Source organism: Lentibacillus halophilus (genome assembly GCF_055395055.1).
On sequence record NZ_AP043750.1, the window covers coordinates 2,036,083 to 2,051,674 of the forward strand.

Here is a 15,592-nt window from a genome sequence, read left to right on the forward strand (position 1 = left end):
AATGGGAAAAATGTTTATCGTTATTGGCGTTATTTTCATCGCCATTGGCTTGATTTGGTCCCTCGTCGGGAAGCTTCCGGGAGATATTGTTATAAAAAAAGAAAATGTCTCCTTTCATTTTCCTATCATGACATCGATTGTTGTCAGCATTATTTTGTCCCTTATCTTTTATATTGTGGGGAAATTTCGTTAAAATAGTTAGGAGAACATCATGAACACAGAAGACTTCGATTTTGATTTGCCAGAAGAACTGATTGCCCAAACACCGCTGAAAAACCGGGATGCTTCCCGTCTGCTCGTGCTTGATCGAAATAAAAACGAACTGGAGCATAAACCATTTACTGCTATCACAGACTATTTGCAAAAGGGCGACTGTCTTGTTTTAAATGACACCCGTGTGCTTCCTGCCAGACTTTTAGGCATAAAGGATGATACCGGTGCGAACGTGGAAATGCTTCTGCTTCACCAGCAGGAAGCGGATCAATGGGAAGTGTTGGTTAAACCGGCGAAAAAAATAAAAATCGGGACTGTTTTATCGTTCGGCGATGGACAACTCCGTGCCAGGTGCACAGGCATGAAGGACCATGGCGGCCGTGTGATGCAGTTAGAGTATGAGGGGATACTTTATGAAATATTGGATGAGCTTGGTGAAATGCCGCTTCCTCCGTATATAAAAGAGCAATTATCAGAAAGAGAACGTTATCAGACGGTGTATGCCAAAGAAGAAGGGTCGGCGGCAGCACCGACCGCTGGATTGCATTTTACCACTGGGCTGCTTGATGAGATCCGGGCAAAGGGCGTCACCATTGCATTCATTACTCTCCATGTTGGTCTTGGTACGTTCAGACCGGTGAGTGTGGAGTCCGTTGATGATCATACCATGCACGCTGAATTTTATCACATGTCGAGGGAAACAGCAGCGATCCTATCCAATACAAGAGCAGCCAATGGTCGGATTATTGCCGTTGGGACAACGTCAACCAGAACACTGGAAACAATTGTCCGGGATAATGATGGCGAGTTCAAAGAGTCCAGTGGCTGGACAGATATATTCATTTATCCGCCATATCAGTTTCGTGCCATTGATGGATTGATCACTAATTTTCATTTGCCTAAATCGACGCTTATTATGATGGTGAGTGCGTTTGCGGGAAGAGAGCGGATTTTAAGCGCCTATCGGGAAGCAGTTGACAAACGTTACCGGTTTTTTAGCTTTGGAGATGCCATGCTGCTTCTGTAAGATATGACGAGCGGTCACCGAATATGGGACAGCCAGCAAGATTTAAAGACATCGTCAGCAAATGGGTTTGGTGGGTGTCTTAATAGATAGTGAAGGATCGGGTGACTATGACAGCTATTACGTACGAACATATAAAAACATGCAACCAGACAGGAGCCAGACTGGGACGGGTTCATACCCCGCATGGTTCGTTTGACACACCGGCATTTATGCCTGTTGGGACATTGGCCACTGTTAAAACAATGAGTCCGGAAGAGTTAGACGAGATGAACGCAGGTATTATCCTATCCAACACCTACCATTTATGGCTTCGACCGGGTGAAGATATCATCCGGGAAGCCGGTGGTCTGCACCGGTTTATGAACTGGGATAGTGCCATATTGACGGATTCAGGCGGATTCCAGGTTTTCAGCCTGAGTGATCGGCGTGATATCAAAGAGGAAGGTGTTCATTTCCGCAATCATCTGAACGGAGAGAAACTGTTCTTGTCACCGGAAAAAGCCATGACTATTCAAAATGCGCTTGGATCCGACGTCATGATGGCATTTGATGAATGTCCACCATACCCAGCTTCGCATGCGTATATGAAGGCTTCTGTGGAACGGACATCACGATGGGCGGAACGTTGTTTACAAGCGCATAAACATCCGGATGACCAAGGACTGTTTGGCATCATCCAAGGTGGTGAGCATGAAGACTTAAGAAAACAGAGCGCCCGGGACTTGGTTTCCCTTGATTTTCCGGGTTATGCCATTGGCGGTTTATCCGTTGGGGAACCGAAAAATGTCATGAACCGGATGCTAGAATTTACAACACCGCTAATGCCCTTCCATAAACCGCGCTATTTAATGGGAGTCGGGTCGCCGGATTCTTTAATTGACGGAGCTATACGCGGCATAGATATGTTTGACTGTGTGCTGCCGACGCGGATTGCCCGCAACGGTACCTGCATGACATCCTTCGGCAGACTGGTTGTCCGCAATGCTAAGTACGCCCGTGATTTTGGTCCGCTGGATGACCATTGTGATTGTTATGTATGCCGGAATTATTCAAGAGCTTACATTCGCCATTTAGTCAAATGCAATGAAACATTCGGATTTAGACTTACTACTTACCATAATCTTTATTTTCTGTTAGAATTAATGAAACAAGTGCGAACTGCGATAAGCGGGGATCGACTTGAAGATTTTAAGGAAGCATTCTTTGAACAATACGGTTTTCATGAAAAGGATGCAAAGAATTTCTAATAAAGGAGGGAATGGAAAATGGAGTCGTCATTATTAACGTTCTTGCCGCTCATTTTGATATTTGTGATCTTTTATTTCCTGCTCATTCGTCCGCAGCAAAAACGGCAAAAGCAGGTCAAACAGATGCAGGCGGATTTACAAAAAGGAGATAAAGTGGTAACTATTGGCGGGTTGCATGGATCGATTCATGCGCTTGATGAAAATACGGTTGTGTTGCAGGAAGAAAATGGTCCGAAGCTGACATTTGACCGTTCTGCCATTCGTGAAGTTAAAAACAGTGATCAATAATACTTTATGCATGTGTACATAAAGCCAATAAAAAAGCCGTCCCATCTGGATCGGCTTTTTTATTTGGTATTAGGATTGTTCGCCTTTGACCATATTGACACCGATAACGCCTCCAACAAGAGCAGCCAGGATAAATCCGGCATGGTTGATCGACTGTGCAGTGGAAAACGTCTGCTGATAGCCAAGAAATTGGATTAGAAATATGAACAATGTAAATCCAAGGCCCGTTGCGGCACCAATCGCCCAGCCTTTTTCTTTTCCTTTGACACCTGCTGTTATTCCTCCAATAAATAAAATAATCAATCCGGCGGTGAGTGTCACCCACGACAGCACATTTTGATCCATGGCTGTCAACTGAAAAAGCAAAGCAATAACGATGCTCGTTACGAACATTAATCCTAGGACTGCAATCCACCCGTACAGCAACGCGGTGAATGATTGTTTATGCATGCCATCCGTTCCCCCTTCTTCCTGATCATTTGTAGTACTACCATCCTATTCAGACAACCTCTGAAATAGACGGAAAATAATTATTGTTTTTGCATCATATAGTGTTACAAGGACGATTTTTAACAAAGGAAGAGGATGACGTATGGATGTCTTGTTGGCAGCAGTCATTTTCGTTGTCAGTTATCTGTTTATTATGATGGAAAAAATAAACCGTGCCATTGTCGCCCTTGCTGGTGGAATGCTTCTGCTATTGACGGGTGTGTATGATGTGAATGACGTGTTTTTTCAATATATTGACTGGAACACCATCGCATTATTATTTTCAATGATGGTACTTATTTCCATTACAGAGAGGACGGGCTTATTTTCATTTATTGCGGTTCGCTTAGCCCAGCAGGTCGGAGGGTCCCCCATTCCGTTAATGGCAGGTGTGTGTGGGTTGACTGCGCTGGGATCGGCATTACTGGATAATGTCACAACGGTTCTTATACTGGTACCGATTGTGCTGAAAATTACCAAGCAACTCCAACTTCCTGTATTCCCGTATTTGCTGGCTGTCATTTTCAGTTCCAATATTGGCGGTACTGCTACTCTTATCGGAGACCCGCCCAATATTATGATCGGACAAGCTGTAGAGCATTTTACATTTTTATCATTTGTTATTCATTTGGCTCCCGTTGCGGTCATTATGTTTATGATTATGATCCTTATGCTCGTGCCGATGTTTCGAAAAAAATTGCAGACGAAGGAAGCAAATAAGAAGCAACTGATGGAGATGGATGCATCACTCTATCTCGTTCATAGTCCGATGCTGTACCAGTCCATTACCGTCCTTTTGATGACATTGACAGGTTTTGTCCTTCATGCATTTCTTCACATTGATTTGACGGTTGTGGCACTCTGTGGAGCTATTCTTTTGCTATTACTGACCGAAAAAGAAATACCGACGGAACAAGTCTTTTCGCGTGTGGAATGGGTGACCCTGTTTTTCTTTGTCGGCTTGTTCGCATTGGTTGGCGGTTTGCAGGAAGCAGGCATTATTGATGAGCTGGCCAGAGGAATCGTACGATGGACGGACGGGGATTACGTCGGTACAGCCATTCTCATTTTATGGATGTCCGGATTGTTTTCCGGTATTGTGGACAACATTCCGTTTGTTGCGGCAATGATCCCCATTATTGAAGAATTTGAAAGCTATGGGATGGTCTATCTCGATCCGATATGGTGGGCACTGGCACTTGGTGCTTGTTTGGGAGGAAATGCAACCTTAATCGGTGCTTCAGCCAATGTCGTCGTTGCCGGTTTAGCAGAAGGAAATGGTGAAAAACTATCGTTTCTGCGATTCATGCTCTACGGTGTTCCCTTTGTTTTGCTGTCTCTTGGTGTCGCTACCCTTTATTTGTATGTCCGTTATTTAATTCCATATATGGGATAGAGATAAGTTTTCAATAAAAAACATAACGCCGAATCATGGCGTTATGTTTTTTAATGTATCCATTTTTGTAAAAACGGTATTTGTCTTAATTCTTCTTTGGTTATGAACCGTAATGCCAGCAACAATACAACATAGATGCAGGATAGAAAAAAGATGATAAGAATGAGAGCAAACAAATTTGATTCAAAACCTGTAAAGATATTTTTTAAATAGTGACCACATAACCATGTTGCGATCACTAGTACCATCATTTTTAAGAGATCATTCCATGGTATAAAGAACTTAATTTCCTTGTAAAGGCTTGCCAAGTGAAGTAAGGTGACGAGAATGACTCCGGCGGACATAGCGATGGCAACCCCATTGATTCCGAACGCCGGATTGGATGCAAGCAGGAAAAGCACTGATAGTTTCATAGCTGCCCCAATCAGGCTGTTCCACATGGCAGGCCGGGCTAAGTCCATTGCTTGCAGGGCCGCCTGCAGCGGAGACTGGATGTATAAAAGAAGAAAAAACGGCGCCATTAACACTAAAAAATGGCTTGCATCAGCGGTTCCATACATGAATGTCAAGATAGGGCTAGCAAACAATGTAAGAACAACCGTTGCTAATCCACCGGAGGCAAAGGAAATACGAATGGCCTGGCGAATACGATAATGGATAGTGTGTGTATGTTTATGGGCATCTGCTTCGGAAATGGTTGGAACAAGAGCAATTGATAATGAATTGGTAATAAACGTAGGCAAAAACAGCAATGGCAAAACATATCCGGTCAATTCCCCGTATTGTTTTGTTGCCATCGAACTGGAAATGCCTGCAAGTGCCAGACTTTGTGCTACAAGAATGGGTTCGAGAAAATGCGATATGTTTCCAATTAATCGGCTTCCCGTACTTGGCAGGGCAATCGAAAAAAGCTCCTTTATCGTTTGTTTGCTAGACGTGATATATTGGAAAAAACGATGTCTGATTCGTACGATTTTTTTTCGTTTAAACAACCAGATCAGAAACATCAGTGACGCAAACTCACCGAGGATTACACTAAACATAGCTCCTGCCGCCGCAAATTCCACCCCATAAGGAAGAAGTAAATGAATAAAAAACGCCACAAACGTAATTCGAACAGCTTGTTCAATAACGAGTGAATAACTCTGTGGTGTCATGTTTCGCCGACCCTGAAAATACCCCTTCAGAATCGATGATAGGGCAATAATAGGAACAATGGGACTAATGGCAATTAACGGATAGACTGTTCGTTCATCGGTGAGAAGGGTTGTCGCAATCAATGGTGCAGCGAGGATCATACCTGCCGTAAAAATAACACTCGCTATACTAGTCAAAACAAGGGATATGACTAGTATCTGCTTCACTTTGGCATGATTGTATCTAGCTTCCGCCTCGGCCACCCGTTTGGATATGGCGACAGGGAGTCCCAGCTGTGTCAAGGTAATGACAAGGAATAATGTTGGCAGTGCCATCATATAAAGGCCAACGCCTTCTTCTCCCATAACCCTGGCCACAACAAGTCGATTAATAAAGCCAAGTAATCTGGTTATCATACCTGCGATAATCAGGATTAATGTTCCCTGCAGAAATGTTTGTTTGGTCAATGTGGTCGACCTACCTTCTCAAAAAATAAAATTTCAGATACAATAATGTATATGCATTTGAGTGGGCCAAGCATGACAAGCATTCCAAAAGCGGATAAGGTCATAAAAAGGGAGAGAATTTTTGTGGGAACAATTAAAACGGTTCACGAATGGAAAACGGACGTAATGCCCGCACTGGAAAGCAAAGCAAATGAACTGCGGCTTTTGGGGTATCATCACGTAACGTCGGGCGATGTGTGGGAATGTTTAAACGAAAAGGTTTGGAAAAATAATCCAACTAAACGACTGTATGAAATTGTACAGGATATTTTTCAGTTGTCATCCAATACGTATATGAGTTACTTGACAATAAATGCCCATCAGGATGATAATTTAATGGCTTCCATTGCTGCACTGACCGAAAGCAATGCACATGAAACAGAATGATTATACATAATTGAATTGACGCAATTAAGGGAGGCTACCATTGGATGAAAAACAGAGGCAGAATTGTTGCCTTTTTTCTGATTGTATTACTGCTTGCAGGCACGATCGGAACAACGGTGACAGGAATTACAAAGAATGTTAACTTAGGGCTTAGTTTGCAGGGCGGCTTTGAGATTTTATATAAAGTGGAACCTGTGGAAAATAGTGGGGAAATTGACAGAGAATCACTTGAATCAACGGTCCGGATACTGAACGAACGCGTGAACCGTCTGGGAATCAGTGAATCGAATATTAACATAGAAGGGGACGACCGGATTCGCGTTCAGCTTGCCGGTATCGATAACCCGGAAGAAGCGCGGGAAATTTTATCGACGTCGGCACGAGTCTCGTTCCGAAATGTCAACGATAAAAAACTGATGGATGGAAGCAATTTGGTTAAGAATGGAGCGCAGCAGGACTTCAATTCTAAAACGAATCAGCCGATTGTTACATTAACGTTGAAAGACGCTTCGAAGTTCCGGGATATTACCAGTAAGCTGGCGAAGAAATATAAACCTGGTATCCCATTCCCGCAGCGCAAGGATCTCCTCGTCATTTGGATGGATTATCAAAAAGGCGATTCCTTCCAGGAAGAAGTGAAGAAAGAAGATCCAAAATATGTTTCCGCAGCCGGTGTTGATGAACCGTTGAATACAACGGATGTCATGATTACAGGCGATTTCACCGTTGAATCGGCACAGCGGTTGGCTGACATCATAAATGCCGGTTCACTGCCGGTTAATATGGAAGAGTTATATTCCAATACCGTAGGAGCACAGTTCGGCGAACAAGCACTCGATAAAACAGTGTTTGCAGGAATCATTGGTATCAGCCTCATCTTTTTATTCATTATGGCGGTGTATCGTTTTCCAGGTGTTATTGCTGCCATCAACTTAAGTGTATACATCTACTTGATTTTACTGGTCTTTAATCTGATGAATGGTGTGCTGACACTCCAGGGGATAGCCGCACTGATTCTTGGTGTTGGTATGGCTGTTGACGCCAACGTTATCACCTTTGAGCGGATCAAAGAGGAGCTTCGGGAAGGCAAATCCATTTTTGCATCGTTTAAGGCTGGTTCGAAAAACTCCTTAAGAGCCATTGTTGATGCCAACATTACGACGTTGTTGGCTGCTGTGGTATTGTTTACCTTTGGTACCAGCTCTGTTAAAGGATTTGCAACAATGCTTATTCTAAGTATTGTTATCAGTTTCGTGACCGCAGTATATGGTACTCGTTTACTGATGGGTCTGTGGGTCAGGAGCAAGTTTTTGCGGAATCGTCCGGGCTGGTTTGCTGTAAAACAGAGGGATATAAAGGATATATCCGACACTGCCGAATACGAACCGAAAATATTTAATAGAAAGCCGGATGTTGTTCCGCACCGAAAGAAATTTTTCATAGCTTCAGCAATTATGGTTGTTCTTGGCGGTGTTTCACTCGGTATCTTTCAGCTGAATCCGGGTATCGATTTCACTCACGGATCACGCATCCAGCTGGCAGCAGAGGACAGTCTCAGTACAGAGGAAATAAAAAATGGACTCGAAGAACTTGAGCTGCAGGCCAATTCCGTTGTCCTGACCGGCAATAATCAAGAAGGTGCTGTCCTCCGCTACGACCGAGTGATTGATGAGGACAGAATCGCTGATGTACAAGCGTATTTCAAGAAAAATTTTGATGCAGACACCAGTGTCAGTGTTGTCTCTCCAATCGTTGCAGAAGAATTGGTTAAAAATGCGCTTTATGCTGTGGCCATTGCATCGATTGGTATTGTTCTATACGTCACACTGCGATTTGAGCTGTTTTTTGCAATGACAGCCATTATCGCACTGGTCCACGATGCCTTTTTCATACTGGCTATTTTCAGTTTGACTCAGATTGAGTTTGATGTAACGATTGTTGCGGCCATACTCACCATCATCGGGTACTCGATTAACGATACGATTGTTACGTTTGATCGAATACGGGAGAATTTGCGATTAAAACAGCGGGTCAGATCGTTTAAAGAACTTGCCGGTGTTGTCAACAAAAGTCTGGTGCAGACGATGACCAGGAGTATCAATACAACCATTACAACCATGATTGCCGTTTTGGCTTTTCTGTTCCTTGGTGCACAGTCCATTACCGGTTTTGCTATTGCATTGTTCGTCGGGATGCTGGCAGGTACGTATTCCTCTCTGTTTTTGGCATCCCAACTGTGGCTCGTCTGGCGGGGCAGAAACATTAAAGACAAACCGGTTGACTTCAGTGAAAAGAAACGTACGGAAGGTCCCCAAGTATAATGGAACGAGGATGGACACAACCCCTGAAACAATTGTTTTGGGGGTTTCTTCAAGGTTGTACGATAACCAAGATGGAAAAATTCTGAAAATAACAACCTTATGATCAGGAGGAAAATCGATGAAGGGACAAAGCTATATCATTCTTTCCATTTTATTTGTCATTATCGTTTCAGCATTTTCAGTGGCCAACGTCGATTTAGTGGAAATCAATTATCTGTTTGGAACTGGAGAAGTACCACTGATTTTCGTTATTTTGTTTTCAGTATTAATGGGAGGATTAATTACCGTCTCAGCAGGTGCTGTGAAGCTATTTCAGCTGCAACGAAAATTGAAATCATTGCAGGCGGAACGGGATCAAATGGAGACGACGTTGTCAGAACATGGCCTCGAAGATATTGCGGCAGCCGGGACAGATGATCATCGTTCGACGGAAGAATAATGTACCAGGAAACGTCATTGATCCCGGTCATTATCTCTTGTATACTGTATTGGTCAGGAGTGACGACATGTTACAAAGCAAAATGAAATGGATGTTTCCGGATTCAAAAACAAAGACGGCACATTTGGATGCCGATAAATTCTCACCCCTTACCAGGGAATTATTAATACAACGGGGCATCACATCAACCGAAGAAGCTGATAAATTTTTATCGCCTGATCGGGCGGGTTTGTATCGTGCTGAACGGTTATCTGATATGAACAAAGCCGTTGATCGTGTACATAAAGCCATTGCAGACGGTGAAAAAATTCTTGTATACGGGGATTATGATGCAGATGGCGTCTGCTCAACAGCTGTTCTGATGGAAACTCTTCAGGAACTTGAGGCTGATTGTGACTATTATATCCCCAACCGTTTTACTGAAGGATATGGCCCAAATGAAGCAGCTTTCCGTACCGCTTATGACAACGATGTTCGGGTGATTTTAACGGTGGATACAGGCATTGCTTCTGTTCATGAAGCAATGATTGCCAAGCAACTCAATATGGACTTGATTGTTACCGATCACCATGAAGTGCAGACAGATGTGCCGGATGCGTTTGCCATCATTCATCCCAAACGATCACCGGATTATCCATTCAAAGAACTGGCAGGGGTCGGCGTAGCGCTTAAACTGTCGGAAGGTCTTCTGGGCCGTTTTCCCGAGCATCTGCTTGATTTAGCAGCTATTGGAACAATTGCTGACATGGTTCCATTAATCGACGAAAACCGAATCATTGCTCATGATGGATTAGAGCAGCTATCCAACACATCCAGACCCGGTTTGGAAGCTCTTAAGTACGTGTGTGGCTTGGACGCCCGTATTAATGAAGAAGATGTCGGTTTCTCGATAGGTCCCAGACTTAACGCAGTAGGCAGACTGCAGGATGCTACGCTGGCTGTTCAATTGTTGCTCTGTAAGCTGTCGGATGAAGCAGCTGAAAAAGCCCAATATATGGAAACCATTAACCAACAACGCAAAAAAATCGTCAATGACATAGTGAAAGAAGCCGAGGAGATGGCACATCCGGTTGACCGTCAAGGTGTCATTGTAGTTGCTAAAGAAGGCTGGAATGAAGGTGTGCTCGGCATTGTAGCGTCCAACCTGGTCCGGAAATACGATCGCCCGGCCATCGTCTTATCCCTTTTTCCGGAAAAAGGGGAAGTAAAAGGATCAGCCAGAAGTATCCCCGCTTTTGATTTGTTTGCAAACTGTATGAAAATAAGAGATGTTTTCACGCATTTTGGTGGACATGCTCAGGCAGCCGGCATGACACTGGCTTATGAAAACATCGAGCGTTTGAAACAGGAACTGGACTCTATGATCTTTCAGCAGCTTTCAGACGAAGACTTTATACAGGAATTGGAAGTATCGAAAACCATCACTGTCCCTGAGATAGATGACGAACTGGTGGCGGAAATTAATCAATTGGCGCCATTTGGCATCGCTAATCCAAAGCCGATATTCCATGTTAAAGATATGCCATCTGCCAAACGTCAGATTGGCAATGGAAAGAATCATTTAAAGATGCAATTTCAGAAAAACGATCGAGAACTGGATGGAATCGGATTTGGACTGGGTTACCTCTATCATCAGTTGTCACCGCAAACCCCCGTTTCAGTCGCTGGTGAGCTTGGTATCAACGAATGGAATGGTTTCCGAAAAGTTCAAATGATCATTCGCGATATGCAAATCGATGAATGGCAGTTGTTTGATCATCGAGGAGCAAACAGATTGGATATGTTGTGTTCGACACATAATACGATAGGAAAAGCAGCTGTTTTTCAACAGCTTCCCGATGAAGAACAAATTCCCGATCATGTTGTATGTTTGACCTACGACACCGACGTCAGCAGTTTGGAAGGGGTTCATACGTTGTACTTGTACGATATGCCTTCCAGCTTGCAACGACTGGAAGCCTTGGTGAAAGAACTCCATCCTGATACGATTCATGCGTGCTTTTATCTAAGGGATAGCGCGTTTTTGAAGGTTTTTCCGGCAAGGGAAGATTTTAAATGGTTGTATGCCTTGTTGAGCAAACGGCAAACAATTGACTTGCAAGATGACTTGCCGTTGATTGTGGATGCTAAGGGTTGGACAAATGATATGGTGATGTTTATGGTTAACGTGTTTTTTGAACTGAATTTTGTTAAAATAGAAGATAACATCATGCAATTGAACAGCAATCCATCACAAAAGGATTTACATGAATCATCTCTGTATCAGGAACGTCTGAACAGAACAGACATCGAAAAAACGCTTTACTATTCGCCCTATCACGAATTAAAAGCATGGTTTTCCCGCTGTCTGGAACAAAGGATGGAGCCCGAGGAGGAAATGATTGATGGATTATAAACAATATATAAAAATCGTTGAGGACTGGCCGCAAGAAGGTATTCAGTTTAAAGATATTACCCCATTAATGGATGATGGGAACGTTTTTAAATCAGCTGTTGATGACATCGTAACCTATGCACATAAGAAGAACATTGATCTTGTTGTTGGACCGGAAGCACGAGGCTTTATTATTGGTTGTCCGGTTTCCTATGCATTATCAGTTGGCTTTGCACCTGTGCGGAAGGAAGGTAAACTTCCGCGCGATGTGGTGAAGGTTGATTACGGATCGGAATATAGCGAAAATGTTCTAACTATCCATAAAGATGCTATCAAACCTGGACAACGCATACTGATCACCGATGACTTACTGGCCACCGGTGGTACGATTGAAGCAACGATTCAATTAGTAGAAGGATTGGGTGGCATTGTGGCCGGTTGTGCATTTTTGGTTGAACTGTCTTATCTGAACGGAGCGGATAAACTGAAAGGTTATGACATTTTAACGCTCACAAGTTTTGAATAATGATTCAAAGGGTCTGATCGATTGGTAGATCAGTCTTGTTGTTATTAAAGGAATCCGGCGAACACAACAGCTTAATGTTTGAGTTTATCTTTTTCAAATGTTTTTTAATACGATAGGGAAAAGATTGATGACGATTTTCCGAACGAACCACGGCTATGCAGTATAAGAATAGACAGCTTAGTATCCCGGGAAACCATCTTTTCCAACTGAATTCAGGTGATTGTTTATGGCAAAAGAAGAAATACTGACAAGTGAAGAAGTAATTGATCGGGCTCGTCAGTATTTGACAGAAGAAGATGCTGATTTCCTTCGGCAGGTATATGCATTCGCCAGGGACGCACACGATGAACAGTATCGGAAATCCGGCGAGCCTTATATTGTACATCCCGTCCAGGTTGCTGGAATACTTGTTGAACTCGGAATGGATCCGGTGACTATCGCGGGCGGCTTTCTGCACGATGTTGTGGAAGATACCGATGTGACACTGGAAGATCTGGAAGCGTATTTTGACCGGGACGTGGCGATGCTTGTCGATGGCGTCACCAAGCTCGGAAAAATTAAATATAAATCAAAAGAAGCTATTCAGGCTGAAAACCATCGGAAAATGTTTGTTGCAATGGCCAGGGATATCCGGGTTATCCTGATTAAACTTGCTGATCGATTACACAACATGCGAACGTTAAAACATTTGCCGCCGGATAAACAACGTCGTATATCGAATGAAACCTTGGAAATATTTGCACCGCTTGCCCATCGTTTGGGGATTTCCACAATAAAATGGGAGCTGGAGGATACAGCCCTGCGTTATTTAAATCCGCAACAATACTACCGAATTGTCCAATTAATGAGACAAAAGCGGAATCAGCGGGAATCCTATATTGATGAAGTTATCCAGGGAGTGGAAAAACAACTGGACGATGTAAATATTGAAGCGGATATTTCAGGACGACCAAAGCACTTATATAGCATATATCGAAAAATGGTTAAACAGAACAAACAATTTAATGAAATTTACGATTTGCTGGCCGTCCGTATTATCGTCAACAGTATTAAAGATTGTTACGCTGTTCTTGGGATTATTCATACATGTTGGAAGCCGATGCCCGGCCGATTTAAAGATTATATTGCCATGCCAAAACCAAATCTGTACCAATCCTTGCATACAACGGTTATCGGTCCAAAAGGGGATCCGCTTGAAGTGCAAATCCGGACCAAAGATATGCATGACATCGCAGAATACGGCATTGCAGCACACTGGGCTTATAAGGAAGGAAAGCGCACGTCGAAAGATAATCAATCATTTGAAGAAAAATTGACATGGTTCCGGGAAATACTCGATTGGCAAAGTGAGACGCATGACGCGGAAGAATTCATGGAAACGCTGAAAGTGGATCTGTTTTCGGATATGGTATATGTTTTCACGCCTAAAGGCGATGTTATTGAATTGCCTTCCGGATCGGTGCCCATCGATTTTGCTTACCGGATTCATACGGAAGTCGGGAATAAGACGATCGGTTCCAAAGTGAATGGAAAGATGGAACCACTTGATTATAAACTTAAAAATGGTGATATTGTAGAAGTCATGACGTCCCAACATTCATACGGTCCGTCTCAGGATTGGCTGTCCATCAGTCAGACATCTCAGGCGAAAAGCAAGATCAAGCAATTTTTCAAAAGACAGCGTCGCGAAGAGAACATCAGCAAAGGGAAAGAAGCCGTTGAAAAAGAAATTCGGACAATGGGTATTGAACCGAAAGACGCACTGACACAAACAAATATGAAACGTGTTTTTGAGAAATTTAATTTTGCCAATGAAGATGATATGTATGCCGCTGTTGGGTATCAAGGAATAACCGCCGCCTTGATTGCGACTCGTCTGACGGAAAAAATTCGTCAAACAAAGGAAAAAGAACAGAATCTTGAAGACACACTGGAAACAGTAAAAAGCGAGACAGCACCGAAAAAAGTTCAAAAGCGTGATTCCGGTGTCAAAGTGGAAGGCGTTGACAATTTACTGGTTCGTCTGTCCAAATGCTGTAATCCTGTTCCGGGTGATCCCATTACTGGTTATATAACAAAAGGCCGGGGTGTATCCGTACATAGGAAGGATTGTCCCAATGTTCAGTCAGATGGAGCTGAGAATCGGTTCCTGCATGTGGAGTGGGAAGAGAATCAAACGGAAAAAAAGCAATTCCATGTAGATCTCGAAATAACCGGATATGACCGGCGCGGCTTCCTGAATGAAATTTTGCAGGCGGTCAATGAAACGAAAACAAATATTACGCATGTCAATGGCCGATCTGACCGAAATAAAATGGCTGTTATTAATATTACCATTCTGATTCATAATACAGGTCATTTAAAGAAGGTGGTCGGACGTATTAAACAGATAAAAGATGTCTATTCCGTTCAACGGACGATTCAATAATGTATAGTTGAAGGAGCCATGAGACCATGAAAGCAGTCACCCAACGAGTGGAGAATGCCAATGTAACCATCAACGCCACAGAGTTCGGCGCCATCGAACAAGGTATGATGGTTCTGGTCGGGGTAACCCATGAGGACACAGAAGAGGATGCGGACTATTTGGCTAATAAATTGGTTCATTTGCGTATATTTGACGATGAAAATGGAAAAATGAATGATTCTTTAAAGGATATTGATGGTCACGTTTTGTCTATTTCCCAATTCACCCTTTACGCTGATACACGAAAGGGGAGGAGACCCAGCTATATGCAAGCGGCCAGCCCCGAACAGGCTAAAAGCCTATACCGTTATTTTAACCATCGTCTCGAACAGCAAAATATCAAAGTGGAAACGGGTCAGTTCGGTGAAATGATGAACGTTCAGCTTGTCAATTCAGGGCCTGTTACCATTATAATTGACAGCAAGGATCGATAAACATACGCATTGGCTTGAAAAGATGTTGCTTTCATCTTACCCCCCTTTTTATAAAATTTCTCCTTCACGGAAAAACTGAAAAGGAGTGAAGGAGGGATAGGGATGCGTGTGAACGAAAAACAATGGAACGCTGTTGTTTCTAAGAGTATATATGGTGCTGACTTTCATCGTTTCATGGAGATGGAAGACCAATCTCATCATATGGACATCGCCGAAGAACTTGGCATTAACCTTGGTGAGGTGAAACGACTGAAGAAAAAAATCACCCGCTCTTGACAACAGACGTAGGAAACATTAAGATAAGAATTATTCCAAGCGACGACGTTCATCACCAATGAGGG

The 15,592-nt window shown here is 43.2% G+C and carries 15 protein-coding genes and 1 other annotated feature (1 of these 16 cut by a window edge); of the genes, 13 read left to right on the forward strand and 2 right to left on the reverse strand.

The window, feature by feature from the left end; all coding sequences use genetic code 11:
- The first annotated feature begins 1 nt into the window (after position 1).
- From ACZ5Q7_RS09950 to yajC, 4 genes are all read left to right on the forward strand, one after another.
- Positions 2 to 193, forward strand: a complete 192-nt coding sequence (locus ACZ5Q7_RS09950; RefSeq protein WP_343752664.1) for a DUF2905 domain-containing protein — start codon at positions 2 to 4, stop codon at positions 191 to 193.
- Positions 194 to 211: 18 nt separating this feature from the next.
- A complete protein-coding gene (queA, locus tag ACZ5Q7_RS09955; RefSeq protein ID WP_343752665.1) occupies positions 212 to 1,240 on the forward strand; it encodes a tRNA preQ1(34) S-adenosylmethionine ribosyltransferase-isomerase QueA in 1,029 nt (342 codons plus the stop codon).
- Positions 1,241 to 1,347: 107 nt separating this feature from the next.
- Positions 1,348 to 2,487: a tRNA guanosine(34) transglycosylase Tgt gene (gene tgt / locus ACZ5Q7_RS09960; protein ID WP_343752666.1), complete on the forward strand. Its 1,140-nt coding sequence runs from the start codon at positions 1,348 to 1,350 to the stop codon at positions 2,485 to 2,487.
- Between the two features lie 18 nt (positions 2,488 to 2,505).
- Positions 2,506 to 2,775, forward strand: coding sequence for a preprotein translocase subunit YajC (yajC, locus tag ACZ5Q7_RS09965; protein WP_343752667.1), 270 nt, complete (start codon positions 2,506 to 2,508; stop codon positions 2,773 to 2,775).
- A 69-nt stretch (positions 2,776 to 2,844) separates the two neighbouring features.
- On the opposite strand, the gene ACZ5Q7_RS09970 is transcribed toward yajC, so the two are convergent.
- A complete protein-coding gene (locus tag ACZ5Q7_RS09970) occupies positions 2,845 to 3,225 on the reverse strand; it encodes a TIGR04086 family membrane protein (protein ID WP_343752668.1) in 381 nt (126 codons plus the stop codon).
- 142 nt (positions 3,226 to 3,367) lie between these two features.
- On the opposite strand from ACZ5Q7_RS09970, the gene ACZ5Q7_RS09975 reads away from it, so the two are divergent.
- Complete coding sequence (locus ACZ5Q7_RS09975) at positions 3,368 to 4,660, forward strand: ArsB/NhaD family transporter (RefSeq protein ID WP_343752669.1); 1,293 nt, start codon at positions 3,368 to 3,370, stop codon at positions 4,658 to 4,660.
- A 50-nt stretch (positions 4,661 to 4,710) separates the two neighbouring features.
- Here ACZ5Q7_RS09975 and spoVB read toward each other — a convergent pair whose 3' ends face one another.
- Positions 4,711 to 6,264, reverse strand: a complete 1,554-nt coding sequence (gene spoVB, locus ACZ5Q7_RS09980; protein ID WP_343752670.1) for a stage V sporulation protein B — start codon at positions 6,262 to 6,264, stop codon at positions 4,711 to 4,713.
- Between the two features lie 123 nt (positions 6,265 to 6,387).
- Here spoVB and ACZ5Q7_RS09985 point away from each other — a divergent pair, with 123 nt between their 5' ends.
- From ACZ5Q7_RS09985 to ACZ5Q7_RS10020, 8 genes are all read left to right on the forward strand, one after another.
- Positions 6,388 to 6,690: a post-transcriptional regulator gene (locus ACZ5Q7_RS09985; RefSeq protein WP_343752671.1), complete on the forward strand. Its 303-nt coding sequence runs from the start codon at positions 6,388 to 6,390 to the stop codon at positions 6,688 to 6,690.
- A 44-nt stretch (positions 6,691 to 6,734) separates the two neighbouring features.
- Positions 6,735 to 9,011, forward strand: a complete 2,277-nt coding sequence (gene secDF / locus ACZ5Q7_RS09990) for a protein translocase subunit SecDF (RefSeq protein ID WP_343752672.1) — start codon at positions 6,735 to 6,737, stop codon at positions 9,009 to 9,011.
- 118 nt (positions 9,012 to 9,129) lie between these two features.
- Positions 9,130 to 9,450, forward strand: a complete 321-nt coding sequence (locus ACZ5Q7_RS09995) for a LapA family protein (RefSeq protein WP_343752673.1) — start codon at positions 9,130 to 9,132, stop codon at positions 9,448 to 9,450.
- A 67-nt stretch (positions 9,451 to 9,517) separates the two neighbouring features.
- Entirely contained in the window at positions 9,518 to 11,845 is a 2,328-nt protein-coding gene (gene recJ / locus ACZ5Q7_RS10000; protein WP_343752674.1) for a single-stranded-DNA-specific exonuclease RecJ, read from the forward strand.
- On the forward strand, positions 11,835 to 12,350 hold the full coding sequence (locus tag ACZ5Q7_RS10005) for an adenine phosphoribosyltransferase (RefSeq protein WP_343752675.1): 516 nt from the start codon (positions 11,835 to 11,837) through the stop codon (positions 12,348 to 12,350). The genes recJ and ACZ5Q7_RS10005 overlap by 11 nt, the downstream gene beginning before the upstream one ends.
- Positions 12,351 to 12,576: 226 nt before the next feature.
- Complete coding sequence (locus ACZ5Q7_RS10010; RefSeq protein ID WP_343752676.1) at positions 12,577 to 14,778, forward strand: RelA/SpoT family protein; 2,202 nt, start codon at positions 12,577 to 12,579, stop codon at positions 14,776 to 14,778.
- A gap of 26 nt (positions 14,779 to 14,804) precedes the next feature.
- A complete protein-coding gene (gene dtd / locus ACZ5Q7_RS10015) occupies positions 14,805 to 15,251 on the forward strand; it encodes a D-aminoacyl-tRNA deacylase (protein WP_343752677.1) in 447 nt (148 codons plus the stop codon).
- Positions 15,252 to 15,353: 102 nt separating this feature from the next.
- On the forward strand, positions 15,354 to 15,527 hold the full coding sequence (locus ACZ5Q7_RS10020) for a hypothetical protein (RefSeq protein WP_343752678.1): 174 nt from the start codon (positions 15,354 to 15,356) through the stop codon (positions 15,525 to 15,527).
- A 49-nt stretch (positions 15,528 to 15,576) separates the two neighbouring features.
- Positions 15,577 to 15,592 (forward strand) — a binding site (T-box leader); it runs 206 nt beyond the window's last position.